Below are 21,998 nucleotides of genomic sequence, written 5' to 3' on the forward strand. Positions count from 1 at the left end.
AAAATGACTTCAAACAGATAGCGATGGATCATCGTTCGTCGCCTCAAAAGAAGACACCCGGAAGAACCGGGTGTCTGGAATACGGGCTGGAGAGTGCGGAACCTTCCGGTTCCGCAACCATCAATTAATTAAGCTTTTTTACCGGCTTTTTTGTGGTGTTTTTTAGCGGCCTGAGCTTTCTGCACTGGCGCTTTTTTGTGGTGTTTTTTAGCAGCCTGGGCTTTCTGAGCTGGCGCTTTTTTGTGGTGCTTTTTAGCGGCCTGAGCTTTCTGGGCTGGCGCTTTTTTGTGGTGCTTGGCTTTCTTGTGATGCGTTGCTTTAGCTGGCGCTTTTTCAGCAGCAGCCGCTGGCGCAGCGGTAGTGGTGGTCGCAGCTGGCGCGGTGGTGGTAGCCGGAGCAGTAGCTGCGGTATCAGCAGCGAAAGCAACAGAAGACAGACCCATAGTGGCAGCAACGATCAGCGCTAATACTTTTTTCATCTTTAAATCCTCAGAGTGTTGTTTCGGTAAGCCCCGGTGGAGCCGTTGAAACAGATACTAGTGGAATCAAACCGCCGCTTCCGTGAGTGATTGGTTTCGCCGAGTAACCAAATGTACAAAGCCCACGCGCCGGCAAACACCTGCGTGACGGCGGTTTTTTTCCGTGATCGGCCACACAATTCTCGGCATGGTCTACACTTAAAAGACATGTGTCGAAATGGAGAGCTGAATGTTTAAGAAAGCGGAAAGAACAGAACGCGATATCGATCAGGACGTCACTCTGTTGGCCGATACGCTGGATGAAGTGTTGCGCGAGTCCGGTGATAAGACCAAAGAGGAACTGAAAGAGCTGCACAGCAAGGCGAAAGGCGTGCTGCGCGACGCTCGGGCGCGATTCAACGGCTCCACCAGTCTGACACAGCATGCGCGCGACGCCGTCGATCAAGCCGACAGCTATGTGCGTGACAAACCTTGGCAGGGCGTAGGGATCGGTGCCGCCGTCGGCATCGTGCTCGGCGTGCTGCTGGCCCGGCGTTAACACCCCTGCAGTCATAAAGATAAAACAGATGTGCGTCTGGCCCGCGGAAATCGCGGGCCGTTTAATTTGCGTGTTTAAACAGCTGTGCCAGCCCCTGTACCGCCCGCTCCGCCTCCTCTCGCCGGCTGAAATTGGCGAACCCCAGCAGTAACCCTTGCCCCACCGGATGGTCGATTCGCCAGTCAGACAACGCCTGCACCGCCAGCCCCTGCTGCCAGGCTTGCGCCGCCAACGGCGCATCCGCCAAGCCGTCGCGCAGCCGGGCCAACAGCTGAATGCCGCCCTGTTGCGGCACCGTCGTCAGCCACGCCCCCAGCTGCCGCTCCAACGCCTGCGTCAGCCACTCGCGCCGCTGGCGGTACAACGGCCGCATGCGTTTCAGGTGGCGATAGAAATGCCCTTGCCGGATAAAATCCGCCACGCCGGCCTGCAGCAGCGGCGGGCAACCGCAGCCACGCAGCCGGCTGCTGCGCGCGAATGTTTCCGTCAGACCGACGGGCACCACCAGATAAGCCATGCGCAGCGCCGGGAACAGCGTTTTGCTGAAGGTGCCGGCGTACAGCACCCGACCCTGAACATCGAGGCTTTTCAGCGGCGGCAGCGGCCGCCCGTGATAGCGAAACTCGCTGTCGTAGTCATCCTCGAGGATCCAGGCCCCGCGCTGCTGCGCCCAGTCGAGCAGCGCCATGCGCCGCGCCAGGCTGAGCGAGACGCCGAGCGGGCTTTGATGGGTCGGCGTCACCACCGCCAGCCGCGCCTCAGGCGCCGTCAGAATACCGGCGGCCACGTCCATGCCCTGTTCATCCACCGGCACAGCGACCGGCCTGACGCCGGCGGCCAGCAGCAGCGGACGCGTGACCGGATAGCCGGGATCTTCGATCCATACCGCGTCGCCGGCATGTAACAGCGTCTCCGTCACCCAGTCCAACAACGCCGGATAACCGGCACAGAGGAAAATTTGCTCCGGCCGACAGCTGATGCCGCGCGACAAATGCAGATAATGGGCGATCGCCTCACGCAGTTCAGGCAGGCCGCCGGCCGGCGGCAGCGCCAGAGAAGCCACCGTGGAACTGCGCAGCTGGCGGGCGACAATGCGCTGCCACAGCGCCCGTGGAAACGCGTCCAGCGCCGGTACCCCCAGTTGGAAAGGCTGCAGCATGCCTTGCGGCTGCAGCGGATCGGGCGCCATTGCCGCCAGCGGTGGCGCAGCGGGGACCGCGCCCGGCGGCATGTGTGGCAGCTGTGGCGAGACATAGGTGCCCGCCTGCCCGCGGCTCTGCAAGAAACCTTCGGCAATAAGTTGCGCGTAGGCGCTTTCCACCGTAGCGCGCGCCACGCCCAGATCGCTCGCCAACCCGCGCACTGAGGGCAACCGGCTGCCTGCCGCCAGGCTGCCCTGGGTAATGGCGTCTTTAATCCGCTGGTAAATCTGCCGGTACAGCGGCTCGGCGAGCCGGCTGTCCAGCCGCAGCGAGGTCAGGAAAGTTGGCATCATGGCCCGGTTAAATAATCATTTTATGGCCCTATAGCATAGACCATAAGGCCGCTAAAGTAGCGCCATGATTTCGTTACTACCGATTGAGGTTGACCATGATTAAGCAACGTTTGAACTATGCCGAGCTGGCGCCCGCCCCGTACAAAAATATGGTGGGCGCGCTGATGGCGCTGGAGAAAGGCGCCCTGGACAAGGCGACCATCGAGTTGATGTTTATGCGCGTTTCGCAGATCAACGGCTGCGCCTACTGCCTGGACATGCACGGCAAAGCGCTGCGTGAAAGCGGCTTCAGCCATTCCAAGCTGGATACGCTGGCGGGCTGGCGCGTCAGCCATGAATTCAGCGAGCGCGAGCGCGTCGCGCTGGAATGGGCCGAGTCAGTGACGCTGATCGCCGCCACCGGCGCGCCGGACAGCGCTTTCGAGGCGCTGAAAGCGCACTTCAGCGATACCGAGATCGCCGATCTGACTTTCGCCATCAGCATCATGAACGCCTTCAATCGTCTGGCCGTCAGCATGCGTCAGTAATGCGCTCGACTCCCCCTCTTCACTGAGAGGGGGAATTTCTCACCCGCAAAAAATTTTTCCCTCGCCTTTTCCAGCCCCAGCGCGGCCTGCGCTCCCAATCCCACAAAACACCATATATAGAGTGGTTGATAAAAAAAATATCTACATATAGTATTTTATGAGTCAACCGCAGGGAATGTCGTTCGGTTGATAACGCCGTCAGAAACGCCAGGAACGATGCTCCGTTATCTGACTTGCCCGCCTTTCCTTCAGCCTAAAGGTAAATGCGAATCATGAGCATTATTATTTACAGTAAGCCGGACTGTGTCCAGTGCAACGCCACTTATCGCGCATTTGATAAACAGGGGATTGATTATCAGGTGATCGACCTCACCCAGGATCAGCAGGCGCTGAACCACGTTAAATCCTTAGGTTATCAGCAAGTTCCGGTCATTATCGCCGGTGACGACCACTGGTCCGGTTTCCGGCCGGACAAAATCGGCGCGCTGGCGCTCACCTGCTGAGGCTCGACGATGAATCCGCTGGTCTATTTCTCCAGCAGTTCGGAGAACACCCATCGGTTCGTTGAGAAACTGGGCCTGCCGGCGATCCGCATTCCGATCGCCGGCGCCCGCAGCAAATTGCTGATGGAACAACCCTATATCTTGATCGTACCCAGCTATGGCGGCGGCAGCGCCGTCGGCGCGGTGCCGATCCAGGTGATCCGCTTTCTCAACGTTCCGCAAAACCGTTCATACCTGCGCGGCGTCATCGCCGCCGGGAACACCAACTTCGGCGCAGCGTACGGCATCGCCGGCGACATCATCGCCAAAAAATGCCAGGTGCCTTTTTTGTACCGCTTCGAGCTGCTCGGCACGACGCAAGACGTTGAAAACGTTAGACAGGGAGTAACCGCATTTTGGCAACGACAGAATTGACCAGGCCCGAGACGGGCGCGCTGGATTACCATTCGCTCAACGCGATGCTCAATCTTTACGATGCGGAAGGCCGGATCCAGTTCGATAAAGATCGGCTGGCGGCGCGGCACTACTTCCTGCAGCACGTCAACCAAAACACCGTGTTCTTCCATAACCTGGAGGAAAAGCTGCGCTATCTGGTGGAGGAAGGCTACTACGAGCCGCAGGTGCTGGCGCAGTATGAATTCCCGTTTATCAAGCAGCTGTTCCAGCAGGCCTACGCCAAGAAATTCCGCTTCGAGACCTTCCTCGGCGCCTTCAAGTACTACACCAGCTATACGCTCAAAACCTTCGACGGCAAGCGCTATCTGGAACGCTACGAAGACCGGGTGTGCATGGTGGCGCTGACGCTGGCGGCGGGCGACACCGCCCTGGCGCAGGATCTGGTGGAGGAGATGATTTCGGGCCGCTTCCAGCCGGCCACGCCGACCTTCCTCAACTGCGGCAAACGCCAGCGCGGTGAGCTGGTCTCCTGCTTCCTGCTGCGCATCGAAGACAATATGGAATCGATCGGCCGGGCGGTGAACTCCGCGCTGCAGCTGTCGAAACGCGGCGGCGGCGTGGCCTTCATGCTGAGCAATATTCGCGAGGTGGGCGCGCCGATCAAGCGCATCGAGAATCAGTCCTCCGGCGTCATTCCGATCATGAAAATGCTCGAAGACGCCTTCTCCTACGCCAACCAGCTCGGCGCGCGCCAGGGGGCCGGCGCGGTGTATCTCAACGCCCACCACCCGGACATCCTGCGTTTTCTCGACACCAAGCGGGAAAACGCCGACGAGAAGATCCGCATCAAGACGCTGTCGCTGGGGGTAGTGATCCCGGATATTACCTTCGAGCTGGCGAAGAACAACGAAGAGATGTACCTGTTCTCGCCCTACGACGTCGAACGGGTGTATGGCACGCCGCTGTCTGAAATCAGCGTCAGTGAAAAATACCGCGAGATGGTGGACGACAAGCGTATCCGCAAGTCGCGCATCAACGCGCGCGAGTTCTTCCAGGTGCTGGCGGAGATCCAGTTCGAATCCGGTTACCCCTACGTGATGTTCGAGGACACGGTCAACCGGGAGAACCCGATCGCCGGGCGCATCAACATGAGCAACCTGTGTTCGGAGATCCTGCAGGTCAACCGCGCCAGCACCTATCACGAAGATCTGAGCTACGATCGCATCGGCAAGGACATCTCCTGCAACCTCGGCTCGCTGAACATCGCCAAAACCATGGACGCGCCGGACTTCGGCAAGGCGATCGAGACCGCGATCCGCGCGCTGACCGCGGTGGCCGACATGAGCGATATCCGCTCGGTGCCGTCGATCGCCGAGGGCAACCGCAGCGCCCGCGCTATCGGCCTGGGCCAGATGAATCTGCACGGTTACCTGGCGCGCGAGCGCATTTTCTACGGCTCGGAAGAAGGCATCGACTTCACCAACCTCTATTTCTATACCGTGGCCTATCACGCCATCCGCGCCTCGAACCGGCTGGCGATCGAACGCGGCGGCGCGTTCGACGGCTTTGAGCACTCGCGCTATGCCAGCGGCGAGTACTTCGACAAGTACACCGAGCGCGACTGGCTGCCGCAGACTGAGCGGGTACGCGAGCTGTTCGCCGCCGCCGGCATCGCCATTCCGGGCCGCGACGAGTGGCGCGCGCTGCGCCAGTCGGTGATGATGCACGGGCTGTACAATCAGAACCTACAGGCGGTGCCGCCGACCGGTTCCATCTCGTACATCAACAACGCCACCTCCAGCATCCATCCGATCGTCTCGCGTATCGAGATCCGCAAGGAAGGCAAGATCGGCCGCGTTTACTACCCGGCGCCGTACATGACCAACGACAACCTGGCGTATTACCAGGATGCCTACGAGATTGGCCCGGAAAAAATCATCGATACCTATGCCGCCGCAACGCAGCACGTCGATCAGGGGCTGTCGCTGACGTTGTTCTTCCGCGATACCGCCACCACCCGCGACATCAACCGCGCGCAGATCTACGCCTGGCGCAAAGGCATCAAGACCATTTACTACATCCGCCTGCGCCAGATGGCGCTGGAAGGCACCGAGGTGCAGGGCTGCGTGTCCTGCGCGCTGTGAGGCAACTTATGACGACCGTAACATCGGCGCCGCTGGTGCGCGCCATCAACTGGAACATCATCGAAGACGACAAGGATCTGGAGGTGTGGAACCGCCTGACCTCCAACTTCTGGCTGCCGGAGAAGGTGCCGCTGTCCAACGATATCCCGTCCTGGGCCACGCTGACGCCGAAGGAGCAGCAGCTAACCATTCGGGTGTTTACCGGGCTGACGCTGCTGGACACCATCCAGAACACCGTCGGCGCGCCGGCCCTGATCGCCGATGCGCTGACGCCGCACGAAGAGGCGGTGTACTCCAACATCAGCTTTATGGAGGCGGTGCACGCCCGCTCTTACAGCTCAATCTTCTCTACCCTGTGTCAAACGCCGGACGTGGATGACGCCTATCGCTGGAGCGAGGAAAACCGCGCGCTGCAGAAGAAAGCCGGCATCATTCTGGCGCACTACCGCAGCGACGATCCGCTGCTGAAAAAGGTCGCCAGCGTGTTCCTCGAGTCGTTCCTGTTCTATTCGGGCTTTTACCTGCCGATGTACTGGTCCAGCCGCGCCAAGCTGACCAACACCGCCGATCTGATCCGCCTGATCATTCGCGACGAGGCGGTGCACGGCTACTATATCGGCTATAAGTTCCAGAAAGGGCTGGAGAAAGTGGACGCCGCACGGCGCCAACAGGTGAAAAATTTCGCCTTCGATCTGATGCAAGACCTGTACGACAACGAGGTGCGCTACACCGAGGAACTGTACGACGGCGTCGGCTGGACGGAAGACGTGAAGACCTTCCTGCACTACAACGCCAACAAGGCGCTGATGAACCTGGGGTATGAAGCGCTGTTCCCACCGGCGATGGCGGAGGTCAACCCGGCGATCCTGTCGGCGCTGTCGCCAAACGCCGACGAAAACCACGACTTCTTCTCCGGGTCAGGGTCGTCCTACGTCATCGGCAAGGCGGTCAACACCGAGGATGAGGACTGGGACTTCTGAGAACATGACAGCGATACCGGTCTTTCAGGCCGGTATCGTGCATTCAATACCCTTGTTCTTTCTGACTACGGATCGCCAGAACAAACGCCGTATCGATATCAGGGATATATTTGTAGAGCGCCAAATAACCGCGAACTTGCTGCCCAATAATCAATTCACGCAGCCCTGAGCCAAGGGCTCGTCCGATCAATGGATTATGTTCCAATACCGCAATCGCCTGGATGATTTCCTGAATGCGCCGCCCTGGATCCACGGCACCATACTGAGCCAAATGAGCGAGAATACGTTCGATATCATCCCTGACCTCTGGCGCCAACTCGACGTTTGCCATCAGCGCCCCAATTTTTTTACCGGAGGTTTAACAGCGTCAGTGTTACCGGCTGCGTAATTTTCCAAATAACCGCGCATCTCTTTCCAAGAGACCGTCTCTCCCGTCGCAATTATCTTGGCATAGCGTTTTTCCGCTTCATTCTCAAAGTCGCGGCGCAACTCTTCCTGCTGCGTTTTCTCCGCTATTGCCTGCAAAATAAAGCTGTGAGACGTCACGCCAGCCAGCTCGGCGACGGCAGCGACTCGGGCTTTAAGCTCATCTGGAATACGGATGGTCGTCGTCGACATAATCGCTCCCAACGTCGGTCAATCACATGTAGCTCAATTGTGCTACATGAAGTCTGACAGCGCAATAATGCAGAGGATTATTTCACCGATTGACGCAGCTCAAGCTGCCGCCAAATAGCGCGTTTCTCCGCGTCGCTGGCGGTCGGCCAGGCGGCGATTTCCGCCCGCGTGCGCCGGCATCCCCGGCACTGCTGGGTTTCGTCGTCGATGCGGCACAGGCTGACGCAGGGCGATCTCACGCCGTGCTGGAATTGCTGATTGTCGCCCGCCATACGCTGCCCTTGATGTGATGAGTTCCGCCACAGGATACCCGATCCTGCGGCGGCGCGTCGTCAATCAGATGATGCCGCCGTTGGCGCGCAGGGTTTGTCCGTTGATCCAGCCGCCGTCAGCCCCGGCAAGGAACGCCACCGCCGCGGCAATATCTTCCGGCGTGCCCAGACGCTCCAGCGGCGCCATCTTCGCCAGCCGCTCGATAAGCTCCGGGGTTTTACCGTCGAGGAACAAGCCGGTGGCGGTCGGCCCCGGCGCGACGGCGTTCACCGTGATATTGCGGCCGCGCAGCTCTTTCGCCAGCACGCTGGTCAGCGCTTCGATCGCCGCCTTACTGGCGGCATACATACCGTAACCCGGCTGCAGCAACCCCACCACGCTGGAAGAGAAGTTGATGATGCGGCCGTTGTCGCGCAGGCGCTTCGCCGCCTCGCGCATCGCATTGAAGCTGCCTTTCAGGTTGATGTCGAGCAGGCGATCCACGTCTTCATCACGCATGTCCGCCACCGGCGCCAACGCGATCACCCCGGCGTTATTGACCAGCACGTCGACGCCGCCAAACGCTTGTTCGGCGCTGTCGAACAGCTGGGTGACCGCAGCCGCATCGCTGACGTCGGCTTTGGCGCCGAGCGCGCGGCCGCCGCGCTGTTCTATCTTGCGCACCAGCTCATCGGCCGGCGCCGGGTTGCCTGAATAGTTGATGATGACGGTAAAGCCGTCGATGGCCAGACGCTCGGCGATGGCGGCGCCGATACCGCGCGATGCGCCGGTGACGATGGCGACGCGTTGAGTCGCGTGATTCATGGATATCTCCTCATCGGGTTAATGTACTGTCATCATGCACCTTTCGGTACAGCGAATAATCCCCTATTCTTCGTCATCACTATCCGAAATAAGCGAACAATTATGGACAGAATCGACGCCATGCGTCTGTTCACCCGCGTGGTAGAACAACGCAGCTTCACCCAGGCGGCGCAGGATCTGAACTTGCCGCGCTCCACCGTGACCGACGCCATCAAACAGCTCGAAGCCCGGCTGCAGGTCAGGCTGCTGCAACGCACCACCCGCCACGTCAGCCCGACGCTGGACGGAGAAGCCTACTATCAGCGTTGCCTGAGCATTCTGGCGGACATCGAAGAGGCGGAGATGACATTCGCCGGCGCCAAACCGCGCGGGCTGCTGCGCATCGAGGTGCACGGCACGCTGGCGCGCCATTTTCTGTTGCCCGATTTGCCGGATTTTTTGGCGCAATACCCGGATATCGAGCTCTATATGAGCGAAGGCGATCGGCTGGTGGACGCGCTGCGGGAAGGCATCGACTGCGTGGTGCGCGTCGGCACACTGCGGGACAGCGACATGGTGGCGCGCCGCCTGGGCGAGCTGGAAGAGGTGACCTGCGCCGCCCCGGCCTACCTGCAGCGCTTCGGCACGCCGCAAAGCCTGGACGATCTGCGCCATCACCGCATGGTGGGCTTTCGCTCTTCGGCGACCGGTGCGCTGATGCCGCTGGCGTTCACGGTGGCGGGGCAAGCGCAGCCCATCACGCTGCCGGCGACGGTATCGGTCAGCGCGGCGGAGAGCCTGGTCGCCGCCGCCCGCGCCGGGTTGGGCATTATTCAGGTGCCGCGCTATCACCTGCGCGGCGATCTGGCCGACGGCAGCCTGTTGCCGCTGCTGCCGGATTGGCCTTCTCCTCCGATGCCGGTCTCGCTGCTTTATCCGCGCAACCGCCAGCTGTCGCCGCGGGTGCGCGTGTTTCTCGACTGGTTCAGCCGGGTATTCGCCGAGCGGAACCGATAACGAGAGCGTGCGTTACAGCGCGCCGTAGTTCAATGGCACCCAGGTGTAACCGTCGCCCTGGCGGTTCAGATACCCCAACCCCGGGAACGACAGGTGTGCGCCGCCGACCAGTTCGCTCCGCCGCGCGCTGTCGCCAAATATCCGCAGCCGCTGAGCGACCGCCGCCTTGGCGTCGCTGTCAAAGCTGATAGCCACCTTCGGATGCGGCAACTGCACCGCTGCCACGTGGATAAGATCCCCCAACAGCAACAGCTTCTGGCCCTGGCTGGTCACCTGATACACGCTGTGCCCCGGCGTATGGCCGTGGGCGGCAAAGGCGGCAATGCCCGGGGAAAGCTCACCGTCGCCGCTGAACGGCTTAAAGTGACCGGTCGCCTGATACGGCTTGATCGCCGCCTGAGCCCGTTCGAAGTTGCTTTTACTGCCCGCGCTAGCCTGTTTCAGTTTGTCCGCGCTTAGCCAGAAGTCCGCGTCCTGGCTGGCGGCGCGCACCACCGCATTGGGGAATACCGCCTTGCCGTCGTGCGTCAGGCCGCCGAGATGGTCCGGGTGCATGTGGGTCAGGTAGATCTCATCCACCTGCTCCGGCTGGTAACCCGCCGCGCGCAGGTTATCCGCCAGCTTGCCCAGGCCGTCGCCCAGCAGTTGGCCGGCGCCGCTGTCGATCATCACCAGCTTATCGCCGGTATTGATCAGATAGGCATTGACCGAGGTGACCACCGGCAGGCTTTGATGCCGCTCGGCCAACCCGGCGGCGATCTGCTGCGGCGTGGTGTTTAGCAACAGCTTGTCCGCCGGCAAACGAATGATGCCGTCGGACAACGCGGTCACTTCAAAACTGCCCAGCATGATGCGATAAAATCCCGGCGTCGGGGTTTTAGCCTGCGGCGCGGCGGCCCCGGCCTGTAATGACATAACGGCCAGCGCCGCGCCCAGCAGACAACGTTTCCAGAACATGATGACTCCTTGCGAGAATTGAACAGCGCTAAGTATTGACGCAAAAATCCCGATGCGCCTGTTTAATAAATGCCTTTGATAAATATATGAACAATATATTTATTGTGAATAATTTTGTTTGCCGACTCACACAACCCCAATCAATATTTTCCGGTTCGCGACTTCGTTATTTTTCTTACTCCCTAAACCACGAGTGAGGAAATATCATGAACTATCAATTCGAAAATCTGGTCTTTGAAGGCGGCGGCGTAAAAGGCATCGCCTATGGCGGCGCGCTGGAATTGCTGGAAGCCAAAGGCATCATGCCGCAGATCAAGCAAACCTCCGGCGCCTCGGCGGGCGCCATCGCCGCGCTGCTGGTCGGCCTGGGCTGCAGCTCGGCGGACGTCACCAAGATTCTGTCGGCGATGGATTTTAAAAAATTCCTCGATTATAACGGCGGCTTTTTCGGTACGATCCAGGATGCCTATCGCCTGTTTAATCAATACGGCATCGCGCCCGGCGATTATTTCTATCAATGGTCACGCGATATTATCAAGCAGTATACCGGCAACCCGGATATCACCTTCGAGCAGTTCGAAGCGATGAAGGCGGCGAAAGGGTTCAAGTCGATTTACTTTATCGGCGCCAACCTCAACAGCGGCCAGCGAGAGGTTTATTCTCACCGTACCACGCCGCGCATGAAAGTGGCGGACGGCCTGCGCATTTCGATGTCGTTCCCCTTCGCCTTCGTGGCGAAGAACAATACTCTGGGCGACCTGTGCATCGACGGCGGCATGATCGACAACTACCCGGTGCGACTGTTCGACTATGACTTCTCCGCCACGCCGCCTTACATCGACGCCTCCAGCCAACGCATCAACACCCGCACCCTGGGCCTTCGCCTCGACTCCGCCGGCGAAATCGCCCAGGCCGCCGGTCAGGCCGGCCCGCGCACGCCGGTCAACAACCTGTTTGATTTCACCCTGGCGGTGGCCAACGTGATGCTGGACATCCAAACCAAGGTGCATCTGGACAGCGACGACTGGAAGCGCACCGTGTATGTCGATACGCTCGACGTCGGCACGCTGGAGTTCGGCATCAGCGAGGAGAAGAAACGCGCGCTGATCGAATCCGGCCGCCGCGGCGTAGAGCGCTACTTCGCCTGGTACGACGCCGCCATGAAACAGGCAGCGTAACCGGTATTACCCCTGCCCGCGCGTACGGCCGGCGCGCGGGCAAAAAAAATCCCCGCGGGGGCGGGGAAAGGCAAAGTAACGCTAAGGATTTATAGGAGTTATACGAAGAACTTGGCTAATACCAGCAGCGACAGCGAGACGTTGATAGCGCCCCCGATACGCGTCGCGATCTGGGCGAACGGCATCAGCGACATGCGGTTGCCGGCGGTGAGGATCGCGACGTCGCCGGTGCCGCCCTGCCCGCTCTGGCAGCAGGAGACAATCGCCACGTCGATAGGGTGCATGCCGATTTTCTTGCCGACGAAGAAACCGGTCGCCACCAGCGCGCTAACGGTTGTGACGATCACGATCAGATTCTGTACGGTGAACGCGTCCACCAGCTCCTGCCACGGCGTGATGGCCACGCCGACCGCGAACAGGATCGGATAAGTCACGGCGGTGCGGAAGAATTTGTACACCACCTGCGAGCCTTCCTGAATGCGCGGCGACACCCCGTGCGCCAGCTTCACCGCCACGGCGGCGAACAGCATGCCCACCGGCGCCGGCAGACCGATCAGGCGGTGCAGCAGCATGCCTACCATATACAGCAGGATGGCCAGCAGCGCGCCGCAGGCGATGGTGCTGACGTCCACCTTGCCGCTGATTTTTTCCACGGCGTTCATGTCGCTGTCGCCCTGCTTGCTCGGCATCAGGCTGCCTTCGCCGGTCAGGTGCGGATAACGCTTGCCCAACTGGTTGAGCAGGCCGGCGATGACGATGGCAGTCAGGCTGCCGAGCATCACGATTGGCAGAATGCGCCCCAACGCCACGCCCTGCTCCATGTGCAGGATCGCCGCGTAGCCCATCGACAGCGGGATCGCCCCTTCACCTACGCCGCCGGCCATGATCGGCAGGATCAGGAAGAAGAAGATCTGGAACGGCTCCAGGCCCAGCGCCATGCCAACGCCCATCCCCACCAGCATGCCGACGATCTCGCCGCACAGCATGGGGATGAAGATGCGCAGGAAGCCCTGGATCAGCACCTGGCGGTTCATGCTCATGATGCTGCCGACGATGATGCAGCAGATGTAGAGGTACAGAATGTTGGTCGATTTGTAGAACTTGGTGGTCGATTCCACCACCACGTCCGGCAGCAGGCCATAGTGCACCAGCGCGGAAGGAATGAAAGTGGCGCAGATTGCCGCCGCGCCCATTTTGCCGATCAGCGGCAGGCGCTTGCCGAATTCGCCGCAGGCGAAGCCGAAGAACGCCAGGGTGGCCACCATCACTACGATATCGCTCGGCAACTTGCCTTCCAGGCAGTCGAGCAGAATCAATACGCCGGCCAGAATAAAGAACGGTAACGGAATAATCCCTACTTTATAATTGTCCAGTATCCGCCACCATTTCTCACGCAGAGGAATATCAGCGGTCTTGTCTTTGGCTACGAGGTAAGAATCATCTGTTGTGCTCATAATCTGGCCTCTTATTAGTTTGTTCAGCCATCATAGAGAAGCGCACGGATTATCTGCTGTGATTATGTTCAAAGTTAAAAAGGGTTTTTAATGGTGGTTATGGTTTCTATGGGGTTAATTAAGATTATGTAAAAACCAACGTGGTTTTAATGGTGTTAATACCGTTTTTATTTTAAAGCTTATCAACTTTATCGCAGACGAACAATTCTCGTCCGGTTCACTCTAATCCCGTGTGAGGGATCACAAGTTGATCGAGCGCAATATTACAGACCCCGCTTATCGTGATAGGGTAAGGCTTCAGGATCTCTTTACGGTGAAGCTCCACCATGCGCCTCAAACTCTCATTTCAAATCAAACTGTTTCTGTGCCTGGTGGCCTTCTCCTGCCTGCTGCTGACCTGTATCGGCGCCTATACCTATTACCAGTTGGATGCGCAACTGCACCGCGATCTCGGCGCCCGCGCCCAGGTGCAGGCGCGGGAAATCGCCCTTATCCCTTCGCTGGTGGACGCGGTGGAAAACAACGACGCCGCCAGGATCGCTGCGTTGATGAAAAAAATCCGCGCCAGCAGCGACGCCAGCTATATCGTCATCGGCGATAATCATGCCCGCCATCTTTATCATTCCGAATACGAAGGCCGCCTGGGCACACCGATGATCGGCGGCGATAATAAAGAGGTACTGGAAGGGAAAAGCATTATTTCCATTCGCAAGGGCGGCATCGGCGTATCATTACGTAGCAAGGCGCCGATCCTGGATGAAAATAATCAGGTGATCGGCATCGTTTCCGTCGGTTATTTGAAATCGCATATCGATAATTTAAATGCCAGGACGTTGACGCAAATTATCGGCTCTATCGTGCTGCTGCTGATTGCCCTGTTCGTTTTTTCCTGGCTGCTGTCGAAAAATCTCAAGCGCCAGATGTTCTGGCTGGAACCGAAAGAGATCGCGCTGCTGGTGCGCCAGCAAAAAGCGCTGCTGGAAGCCATTTATGAGGGCGTGATCGCCATCGATCCGCAATTGCGGATCATCACCATCAACCATGCGGCGCGCGAGCTATTGGATCTACACCAGCCCGCCGCCAGCTTGCTGGGCCGACCAATCGGCGACGTGATCCAGGCGCAGCCGGACTTCTTCGCCGCCGCGCAACTGGGCCAGGATACGCACGACGAAGTGTGCCGCTTCAACCACGTGCGGGTGATCGCCAGCCGGGTGCGCATCATGCAGGAGCAGGAGCTGCAAGGCTGGGTGATCAGCTTCCGCGACAAGAACGACATCAATACCCTGAGCAGCCAGCTCAGCCAGGTGAAACGCTATGCCGACAACCTGCGCATCATGCGCCACGAGCAGCTGAACTGGACCGCCACGCTGGCCGGGCTGTTGCATATGCAGCGCTACGACGAGGCTATTCGCTATGTGGAAGCCCAGTCGGAGGGCGCGCAGGAGATCCTCGATTTCATCTCGCAGCGCTTCAGTTCGGCGGCGCTGTGCGGCCTGCTGCTGGGCAAATATTCCAGCGCCAGAGAAAAAGGCATCGAGCTGCGCTTCGATCCGGCCTGCCAGCTGCGGCAGATCCCGGCGGCGCTGAATGAGACCGAACTGATGTCGATCGTCGGCAACCTGCTGGATAATGCGGTGGAGGCGACGCTGCACCGCCCGGCGCCGCACGATGCGATCGAACTCTATATCAGCGATGGCAGCGACGAGCTGGTGATCGAGGTGGCGGATCGCGGTACCGGCATCGCTGAGGAGATTCGTGATACGCTGTTTGAACAGGGCGTCACCACCAAAGCGGATAAAAGCGACCACGGCATCGGCCTGCATCTGGTCGCCAGCCACGTGGCGCAGGCGCATGGCAGCATAGAAGTGTCGGACAACGAGCCGCACGGCGCGATATTCTCTATATTTATCCCTAAATAAAACCCATAACCCGATTTTTTGAGCACCCGATTATGTCACACCAAGCACTGGACGTTCTGATCGTGGAAGACGAGCCGCAACTGGCGACGCTGCACGCGGAGTTCATCGAGAAAAATTTCAACCTGCGGGTGGTGGCTTACGCCGCCACGCTGGCCGAAGCGCGAGCCAAAGCCAACGCGCATCAGCCGCGCCTGATCCTGCTGGATAACTTTCTGCCGGACGGTCAGGGCATCGAGCTGATGGAAGAGCCGGCGGTGAAGAACCCCGCCTGTTCGGTGATCTTCATCACCGCCGCCAGCGACATGCATACCTGCAGCCAAGCGATCCGCAACGGCGCCTTCGACTACATCATCAAGCCGGTGTCCTACAAGCGGCTACGCAATTCGCTCGAACGTTTCATGCAGTTCGTACAGACCCAGCGTACCTTCAAGATCATCGATCAGGATAACGTCGATGCGCTGTACAACCTGCAGTCGAAGCAGTTCTCCAGCGAGCCGAGCGCCAAAGGCATCGAAACCAATACCCTTGAGCTGGTGCAGGCGCTGTTTATCGCCCAGCCGACGGTAGCGCATGCGGTGGAAGACGTGGTTGAGCAGGTCGGCATCAGCAAGACCACCGCCCGGCGTTATCTGGAATATTGCGTCGCCACCCAGTTCGTGCGGGTAGAGATGTTGTACGGCAATATCGGCCATCCGCGGCGGCTGTACCGCAAGGCCTGAGGCTGCCATCTGGCTGTCATATTACGGCGATAACATAGCGCTCGACGATATCCCCCTCGATATCGGCACCTGTCGTTAAAACTGATGAAATACTGATGACTTTTTACCCGGCCTCTGGTCGGGTTTTTTATTATCCGAACGGCAGGCGCGGCGCCCAAATATTTCTCTGCACCACACCGTATTATTTCCCCAAAAACCAAACCATTATGGCGAATAACGGCCGTCAATTTTGAGTCACGGGCCAAATTACCATAACTAATTAAAACCTTGATGTAAACCACTAATATCCCATTTAAATGACATTGAGGGTTGTCTCAGATATTCACTGTGTTAGGGTAAAAAGCTCTTTTATTTTGCTAAGGACAGCCCATAACGCGTTAATTAAACCAGAGGAAACAGCAAATTGCATGGCAATTAAACTCGAAGTAAAGAACCTGTATAAGATATTTGGCGAACACCCGGAACGCGCATTCAAACTGCTGGATAAAGGTCTGACAAAAGATCGGCTGTTTGAAAAAACCGGCTTATCGCTCGGCGTAAAAGACGCCACTCTGGCCATTGAAGAAGGCGAGATATTTGTCATCATGGGGCTCTCCGGTTCCGGCAAGTCCACCCTGGTACGCCTTCTCAATCGTCTGATAGAACCCACCCGCGGCCAGGTGCTGATCGACGGTGAGGACATCGCCAAAATATCCGACACCGCGCTGCGCACCGTGCGGCGAAATAAGATCAGCATGGTATTTCAATCATTCGCGCTGATGCCGCACATGAATGTCCTGAATAATACTGCCTTTGGTATGGAATTAGCCGGCATACCGTTGCAGGAACGTCAGGAAAAAGCGCTGGATGCCCTGCGTCAGGTCGGGCTGGAGAATTATGCGCTGTCTTATCCAGATGAATTATCCGGCGGTATGCGCCAGCGCGTAGGATTAGCCCGCGCCATGGCCAATAACCCGGATATATTATTGATGGACGAGGCCTTCTCTGCGCTCGATCCGTTAATTCGCACCGAAATGCAGGATGAGCTGGTGAAATTACAGGCCCAGCATCAGCGCACCATCGTGTTTATTTCCCACGATCTGGACGAGGCGATGCGTATCGGCGATCGCATCGCCATCATGCAGGGCGGTGAGGTGATCCAGGTCGGCACACCGGACGAGATCCTGAACAACCCGGCCAACGACTATGTGCGCACCTTCTTCCGCGGCGTGGACATCAGTCACGTGTTCAGCGCCAAGGATATCGCCCAACGGCGCCCGGTGACGCTGATCCGCAAAACCCCCGGCTTTGGCCCCCGATCGGCGCTGCAGCTGCTGCGCGATGAGGACCGTGATTATGGTTATGTTGTTGAACGCGGGAAGAAATTTATTGGCGTGGTGTCGATAGAGTCGCTGAAAAAGGCGCTGTCCGCCAATCAAACGCTGGACGATGCCCTGCTCGAGGCCCCTGCCGCCGTGCCGGCCGATACGCCGCTCAGCGATCTTATTTCCCTGGTCGCCCAGGCGCCCTGCGCGGTGCCGGTGGTGAGCGAAGAACATAACTATCTCGGCATCATCTCCAAGGCCATGCTGCTGCAGGCGTTGGACAAGGAGGGCTCAACCAATGAGTGATACCACGCAAACCCAAGATCCCTGGGCTACCGCACCGGCAGATGCCGGCGCCAACGCCGGCGACGCCTGGTCCAGCGCGCCGCCGCCGGCCGCTCATGACGCCGCCGGACAAGGCGCAGATTGGCTCAGCAGCGCCCCGGCGCAGCCTGAACACTTCAGCCTGCTCGACCCGTTCCATAAGGCCTGGGTGCCGTTCGACTCCTGGGTCACGCAAGGCATCGACTGGCTGGTGCTGCACTTCCGCCCACTGTTCCAGGGCATTCGCGTGCCGGTGGATATGATCTTGAGTGGCTTCCAGCAATTGCTGCTGGGCATGCCGGCGCCGATCGCCATTCTGGTGTTCTCGCTGCTCGCCTGGCAGGTCTCGGGCCTCGGCATGGGCGCCGCCACGCTGCTCTCCCTGGTCGCCATCGGCGCCATCGGCGCCTGGTCGCAGGCGATGGTTACGCTGGCGCTGGTGCTGACCGCGCTGTTCTTCTGCATTCTTATCGGCCTGCCGCTCGGCATCTGGCTGGCGCGCAGCAAGCACGCCGCCAAGGTGATAAGGCCGCTGCTCGACGCGATGCAAACCACCCCGGCCTTCGTTTACCTGGTGCCGATCGTCATGCTGTTCGGCATCGGCAACGTGCCGGGCGTGGTGGTCACCATTATCTTCGCGCTGCCGCCGATTGTGCGCCTGACCATTTTGGGCATCAAGCAGGTGCCGGAAGATCTGATCGAGGCCGCCGAATCCTTCGGCGCCAGCCCGCGGCAGCTGCTGTTCAAGGTGCAGCTGCCGTTGGCGATGCCGACCATCATGGCCGGCGTGAACCAGACGCTGATGTTGGCGCTGTCGATGGTGGTCATTGCCTCGATGATCGCGGTCGGCGGTCTGGGGCAGATGGTGCTGCGCGGCATCGGCCGGTTGGACATGGGCCTGGCAGCCGTCGGCGGGGTCGGCATCGTGATCCTGGCGATCATTCTCGATCGCCTCACCCAATCGCTGGGGCGCGATCGCCGCAGCAAGGGCATCGGCCGCTGGTATCGCCGTGGCCCCATCGGGCTGCTGACTCGCCCGTTCATCAAACAGGCCTGACGCTTTTCCCGCCGGCGGCTGCGGCCCCGGCGGGCTATGACACCACCACATCGAAAGAGGGAAACACTATGCGCACCACGGGCATCTGGGCTCTCGCCCTGACGACGCTGATTGGCTCACAGAGCGCCATCGCGGCAGACTTACCCGGCAAGGGGATCGCGGTACAGCCGGTGCAAAGCACCATTTCCGAAGAGACGTTCCAGACGCTGCTGGTCAGCAAGGCGCTGGAGAAATTGGGTTACGACGTGAAGGAACCGCGTGAAGTGGATTACAACGTCGCCTACACCTCCATTGCCTCCGGCGATGCGACCTTTATCGCGGTCAACTGGGACCCGCTGCACGCCGATCAGTACAAGGCCGCCGGCGGCGACGCCAAGTTCTACCGTGAAGGCGTCTACGTCAACGGCGCCGCGCAGGGTTACCTGATCGACAAGAAAACCGCCGAGCAGTATCACATCACCAACGTCGAACAGCTCAAGGATCCCAAGATCGCCAAGCTGTTCGACACTAACGGCGACGGCAAGGCCGATCTGACTGGCTGCACCCCGGGTTGGGGCTGCGAAGCGGTGATCAACCACCACATCAAGGCCTATGGCCTGAGCAATACCGTCGAGCACAACCAGGGCAACTACGCGGCGATGATCGCCGACACCATCACCCGCTACAAAGAGGGCAAACCGGTGCTGTATTACACCTGGACACCGTACTGGGTCAGTGATGTGATGGTGCCGGGCCGCGACGTGGTCTGGCTGCAGGTGCCATTCTCTTCGCTGCCGGGCGAGCAGAAGAACGTCGACACCAAGCTGCCTAACGGCGCCAACTACGGCTTCCCGGTCAACACCATGCGCATCGCCGCCAACAAGCAGTGGGCCGAAGCCAATCCTGCGGCCGCCAAGCTGTTCGCCATCATGAAGCTGCCGATCGCCGACATCAATGCGCAAAACCTGCGCATGCATGAAGGCCAGGCTTCGGAGGCCGATATCCAGAACCACGTTAACGGCTGGATCAAGGCGCACCAGGCGACCTTCGACGGCTGGGTGAAAACCGCCGCCGAAGCGGCGAAGTCGTAACCGTTCAGGGGCGCCGCCTTTGCCGCGCCCCTACCCCGCCATATCGATGCCGCTGAACTGTAAAAAACGTGCGGCGGCGTTCGACAAAGGCTGCGGCCAGATGCAATACACCTGGCGCCGCGGCCCGTCTTCAATCGGAATCGACACCAGCGCACTTAAGCGTTGCGCGGTCGAGACAGGTACGATACCCGCCGCCAATCCGCGCCGCACCAGATTTTCCAGCCATTCGATATGATCGATTTCAAAACTGACGTGCCGGCGGATACCCGTCGCCTGGAAGGCGCGATCGGTTTGGCGTCGCGCACCGGTGCCGCTGTAGAAATCCACCAGCGGCACTTCCGCGAGCGCCTGCAGGTTCACCCGCTCGCGGTTGGCCAGCGGGTGCTGCGGCGCCACCAGCGCCACCAATGGCTCATCGGTCAACTGCCGGTGCGACATCGGCAGTAAATCGACATCGCCGGGCCAGATGCCGACGAACGCCATATCGCACTTCTGCTGACGCACATCCTCCAGCAGGGCTTCGCTCATGCCAACGTACAGGCGGATGTTCACCGCCGGATAGTGGCGATGAAACTTGTCGAGTTTTTCGGTCAGATCAATCGCGTTTATGGTTGAAATTGTGCCGATGGTCAGGGTGCCGGACACCGCATCGCCGGCGGCGGTCACCTCTTCCACCAGCGCCTGCTGCGCCGCCAATAGGCGCTGCGCCGACGGAATGAAAGCCTGGCCGGCGGGGGTCAACCGCACCCGTCGCGAGGTGCGTTCAAACAGCGTACAGCCCAGCTCTTCTTCCAGTTTTGCGATCTGGTGGCTGAGCGCCGACTGCACCGTATGGCAGCGCTGCGCCGCCCGGGTGAAACTCTGTTCTTCCGCCACCGCCAGCGCATAGCGGATCTGTTTCAGGTTCATGGCATCTATCTTGAAATGAGATAAATCAAATGAAAATTATACATTGGTTTCCACAGACGCGTTGCCGGATACTGCGCGCTATCTTCTTCCCGTGATGAAAAAATCATGAATCCACAAAACGCCCATCCGGGCCTCAGCCCGGCGCTGACCGTGCTGATTGCCATCGCCACCGGCCTGGCGGTCGCCAGCAACTATTACGCGCAACCGCTGCTGGAAACCATCGCCACCAGTTTCAACCTGTCGGTCAACCAGGCCGGCTTTATCGTCACCGCCGCGCAACTCGGTTACGCCACCGGCCTGCTGCTGCTGGTGCCGCTCGGCGACATGTTCGAACGCCGCGGCCTGATCGTCTTCATGACGCTGCTGGCCGCCGGCGGCATGCTGATCACCGCCACCTCCGCCACGCTGCCGATGATGATCCTCGGCACCGCGCTCACCGGGCTGTTCTCGGTGGTGGCGCAGATCCTGGTGCCGCTGGCCGCCACGCTGGCCCACCCGGAAAAGCGCGGCAAGACCGTTGGCATCATCATGAGCGGCCTGCTGCTCGGCATCCTGCTGGCGCGAACCGTCGCGGGCGCGCTGGCGTCGTTCGGCGGCTGGCGCACCATTTACTGGGTCGCCAGCGTGCTGATGATCCTGATGGCGCTGATCCTGTGGCGCGCGCTGCCGCGCTATAAGCAACACTCCGGGCTGAACTATCCGCAGCTGCTGGCCTCGATCTTCAGCCTGTTCTGCCGCACGCCGTTGCTGCGCACCCGCGCCATCCTCGGCGCCCTTTCGTTCGCCAACTTCAGCGTGCTCTGGACCTCAATGGCCTTTCTGCTCGCCGCGCCGCCGTTCAACTATTCCGAGGGGGTGATCGGGCTGTTCGGCCTGGTGGGCGCCGCCGGGGCGCTGGCCGCTTCGCGCGCCGGACATCTGGCGGACAAAGGTAAAGCCGGGTTGACCACCACCGTCGGCCTGGTGTTGTTACTGCTGTCCTGGATCCCTATCGCGTTAGCCAAACAGTCGCTATGGGCGCTGATCGCCGGCATTCTGATCCTCGATCTGGCGGTGCAGGCGGTGCACGTCACCAACCAGAGCGTGATGTACCGCATCATGCCGGACGCGCGCAACCGCCTGACAGCCGGCTACATGACCAGCTACTTTATCGGCGGCGCGCTCGGTTCTCTGCTCTCCGCCTCGGCCTATCAGCATGCCGGCTGGTACGGCGTGGCCGCCGCCGGCGGGGTGTTATGCCTGCTCAACCTGCTGACCTGGTGGCTCGGCAAGCACCACGATCCGCAAGGGCCAGCGACAATCTGATTATCGTGCAAATAGTCACTAAAGAAATTTATTAGCGGTGCAGGGTATA

Annotated in this window: 23 protein-coding genes; 14 read left to right on the top strand and 9 right to left on the bottom strand. The window is 59.7% G+C overall.

Features of this window, described 5'->3' with window-relative positions; all coding sequences use genetic code 11:
• Positions 1-128: 128 nt before the first annotated feature.
• Positions 129-479, bottom strand: coding sequence for an acid resistance repetitive basic protein Asr (gene asr / locus ACJ8J5_RS19715; protein WP_004928953.1), 351 nt, complete (start codon positions 477-479; stop codon positions 129-131).
• A gap of 229 nt (positions 480-708) precedes the next feature.
• Here asr and ACJ8J5_RS19720 point away from each other — a divergent pair, with 229 nt between their 5' ends.
• Positions 709-1,017, top strand: coding sequence for a DUF883 family protein (locus ACJ8J5_RS19720; protein ID WP_004928950.1), 309 nt, complete (start codon positions 709-711; stop codon positions 1,015-1,017).
• 61 nt (positions 1,018-1,078) lie between these two features.
• On the opposite strand, the gene pdxR is transcribed toward ACJ8J5_RS19720, so the two are convergent.
• Positions 1,079-2,512: a MocR-like pyridoxine biosynthesis transcription factor PdxR gene (gene pdxR, locus ACJ8J5_RS19725; protein ID WP_414104912.1), complete on the bottom strand. Its 1,434-nt coding sequence runs from the start codon at positions 2,510-2,512 to the stop codon at positions 1,079-1,081.
• A gap of 95 nt (positions 2,513-2,607) precedes the next feature.
• Between pdxR and ACJ8J5_RS19730 the strand changes: the two genes are divergently transcribed.
• The 5 genes from ACJ8J5_RS19730 (at position 2,608) to nrdF (ending at position 7,062) form a co-directional block, all read left to right on the top strand.
• On the top strand, positions 2,608-3,039 hold the full coding sequence (locus tag ACJ8J5_RS19730; protein ID WP_414104913.1) for a carboxymuconolactone decarboxylase family protein: 432 nt from the start codon (positions 2,608-2,610) through the stop codon (positions 3,037-3,039).
• A gap of 272 nt (positions 3,040-3,311) precedes the next feature.
• The gene (nrdH, locus tag ACJ8J5_RS19735; RefSeq protein WP_004928934.1) at positions 3,312-3,542 is read left to right on the top strand and encodes a glutaredoxin-like protein NrdH; all 231 of its coding nucleotides are present in this window, start codon (positions 3,312-3,314) and stop codon (positions 3,540-3,542) included.
• Between the two features lie 9 nt (positions 3,543-3,551).
• The gene (gene nrdI / locus ACJ8J5_RS19740) at positions 3,552-3,956 is read left to right on the top strand and encodes a class Ib ribonucleoside-diphosphate reductase assembly flavoprotein NrdI (RefSeq protein ID WP_004928930.1); all 405 of its coding nucleotides are present in this window, start codon (positions 3,552-3,554) and stop codon (positions 3,954-3,956) included.
• The gene (nrdE, locus tag ACJ8J5_RS19745; RefSeq protein WP_071845116.1) at positions 3,938-6,082 is read left to right on the top strand and encodes a class 1b ribonucleoside-diphosphate reductase subunit alpha; all 2,145 of its coding nucleotides are present in this window, start codon (positions 3,938-3,940) and stop codon (positions 6,080-6,082) included. Before nrdI ends, nrdE begins: the two co-directional genes overlap by 19 nt.
• A gap of 8 nt (positions 6,083-6,090) precedes the next feature.
• Entirely contained in the window at positions 6,091-7,062 is a 972-nt protein-coding gene (gene nrdF / locus ACJ8J5_RS19750) for a class 1b ribonucleoside-diphosphate reductase subunit beta (protein WP_033639549.1), read from the top strand.
• A gap of 43 nt (positions 7,063-7,105) precedes the next feature.
• Here the strand turns inward: nrdF and ACJ8J5_RS19755 are convergent, their stop codons facing one another.
• The 4 genes from ACJ8J5_RS19755 to ACJ8J5_RS19770 all read right to left on the bottom strand — a co-directional run bounded on the left by ACJ8J5_RS19755 (position 7,106) and on the right by ACJ8J5_RS19770 (position 8,757).
• Positions 7,106-7,393 (bottom strand): type II toxin-antitoxin system RelE/ParE family toxin, encoded by a 288-nt coding sequence (locus tag ACJ8J5_RS19755; RefSeq protein WP_043138388.1) that lies wholly within the window; start codon positions 7,391-7,393, stop codon positions 7,106-7,108.
• Positions 7,393-7,680 carry a CopG family ribbon-helix-helix protein gene (locus tag ACJ8J5_RS19760; protein ID WP_142591357.1) on the bottom strand — a complete coding sequence of 96 codons (288 nt, stop codon included), beginning with the start codon at positions 7,678-7,680 and terminating at the stop codon, positions 7,393-7,395. The genes ACJ8J5_RS19755 and ACJ8J5_RS19760 overlap by 1 nt, the downstream gene beginning before the upstream one ends.
• Positions 7,681-7,757: 77 nt before the next feature.
• Complete coding sequence (locus ACJ8J5_RS19765) at positions 7,758-7,952, bottom strand: DUF1289 domain-containing protein (protein WP_049205216.1); 195 nt, start codon at positions 7,950-7,952, stop codon at positions 7,758-7,760.
• 64 nt (positions 7,953-8,016) lie between these two features.
• Positions 8,017-8,757 (bottom strand): SDR family oxidoreductase, encoded by a 741-nt coding sequence (locus tag ACJ8J5_RS19770; RefSeq protein WP_060434294.1) that lies wholly within the window; start codon positions 8,755-8,757, stop codon positions 8,017-8,019.
• 102 nt (positions 8,758-8,859) lie between these two features.
• Here ACJ8J5_RS19770 and ACJ8J5_RS19775 point away from each other — a divergent pair, with 102 nt between their 5' ends.
• The gene (locus ACJ8J5_RS19775) at positions 8,860-9,753 is read left to right on the top strand and encodes a LysR family transcriptional regulator (protein ID WP_414104914.1); all 894 of its coding nucleotides are present in this window, start codon (positions 8,860-8,862) and stop codon (positions 9,751-9,753) included.
• 12 nt (positions 9,754-9,765) lie between these two features.
• Here ACJ8J5_RS19775 and ACJ8J5_RS19780 read toward each other — a convergent pair whose 3' ends face one another.
• The gene (locus ACJ8J5_RS19780) at positions 9,766-10,710 is read right to left on the bottom strand and encodes an MBL fold metallo-hydrolase (RefSeq protein WP_089196200.1); all 945 of its coding nucleotides are present in this window, start codon (positions 10,708-10,710) and stop codon (positions 9,766-9,768) included.
• Positions 10,711-10,916: 206 nt separating this feature from the next.
• Here ACJ8J5_RS19780 and ACJ8J5_RS19785 point away from each other — a divergent pair, with 206 nt between their 5' ends.
• Complete coding sequence (locus ACJ8J5_RS19785; RefSeq protein WP_025303993.1) at positions 10,917-11,888, top strand: patatin-like phospholipase family protein; 972 nt, start codon at positions 10,917-10,919, stop codon at positions 11,886-11,888.
• 98 nt (positions 11,889-11,986) lie between these two features.
• Here the strand turns inward: ACJ8J5_RS19785 and ACJ8J5_RS19790 are convergent, their stop codons facing one another.
• Positions 11,987-13,342 carry a 2-hydroxycarboxylate transporter family protein gene (locus ACJ8J5_RS19790; protein ID WP_049211742.1) on the bottom strand — a complete coding sequence of 452 codons (1,356 nt, stop codon included), beginning with the start codon at positions 13,340-13,342 and terminating at the stop codon, positions 11,987-11,989.
• A gap of 326 nt (positions 13,343-13,668) precedes the next feature.
• On the opposite strand from ACJ8J5_RS19790, the gene ACJ8J5_RS19795 reads away from it, so the two are divergent.
• From ACJ8J5_RS19795 to proX, 5 genes are all read left to right on the top strand, one after another.
• A complete protein-coding gene (locus tag ACJ8J5_RS19795; protein ID WP_049205224.1) occupies positions 13,669-15,261 on the top strand; it encodes an ATP-binding protein in 1,593 nt (530 codons plus the stop codon).
• A gap of 32 nt (positions 15,262-15,293) precedes the next feature.
• Positions 15,294-15,980 carry a response regulator gene (locus tag ACJ8J5_RS19800; protein WP_025303996.1) on the top strand — a complete coding sequence of 229 codons (687 nt, stop codon included), beginning with the start codon at positions 15,294-15,296 and terminating at the stop codon, positions 15,978-15,980.
• Between the two features lie 407 nt (positions 15,981-16,387).
• The gene (gene proV / locus ACJ8J5_RS19805; RefSeq protein WP_016929846.1) at positions 16,388-17,590 is read left to right on the top strand and encodes a glycine betaine/L-proline ABC transporter ATP-binding protein ProV; all 1,203 of its coding nucleotides are present in this window, start codon (positions 16,388-16,390) and stop codon (positions 17,588-17,590) included.
• Positions 17,583-18,665: a glycine betaine/L-proline ABC transporter permease ProW gene (proW, locus tag ACJ8J5_RS19810; protein WP_141998759.1), complete on the top strand. Its 1,083-nt coding sequence runs from the start codon at positions 17,583-17,585 to the stop codon at positions 18,663-18,665. The genes proV and proW overlap by 8 nt, the downstream gene beginning before the upstream one ends.
• A gap of 68 nt (positions 18,666-18,733) precedes the next feature.
• A complete protein-coding gene (gene proX / locus ACJ8J5_RS19815; protein WP_025303998.1) occupies positions 18,734-19,735 on the top strand; it encodes a glycine betaine/L-proline ABC transporter substrate-binding protein ProX in 1,002 nt (333 codons plus the stop codon).
• A gap of 30 nt (positions 19,736-19,765) precedes the next feature.
• On the opposite strand, the gene ACJ8J5_RS19820 is transcribed toward proX, so the two are convergent.
• A complete protein-coding gene (locus ACJ8J5_RS19820; protein ID WP_414104915.1) occupies positions 19,766-20,644 on the bottom strand; it encodes a LysR family transcriptional regulator in 879 nt (292 codons plus the stop codon).
• 105 nt (positions 20,645-20,749) lie between these two features.
• Here ACJ8J5_RS19820 and ACJ8J5_RS19825 point away from each other — a divergent pair, with 105 nt between their 5' ends.
• Positions 20,750-21,949 carry an MFS transporter gene (locus ACJ8J5_RS19825; RefSeq protein ID WP_025303999.1) on the top strand — a complete coding sequence of 400 codons (1,200 nt, stop codon included), beginning with the start codon at positions 20,750-20,752 and terminating at the stop codon, positions 21,947-21,949.
• Positions 21,950-21,998: the final 49 nt, after the last annotated feature.

The sequence above is a fragment of the Serratia sp. CY43202 genome (assembly GCF_052168755.1).
GTDB lineage: Bacteria > Pseudomonadota > Gammaproteobacteria > Enterobacterales > Enterobacteriaceae > Serratia > Serratia bockelmannii.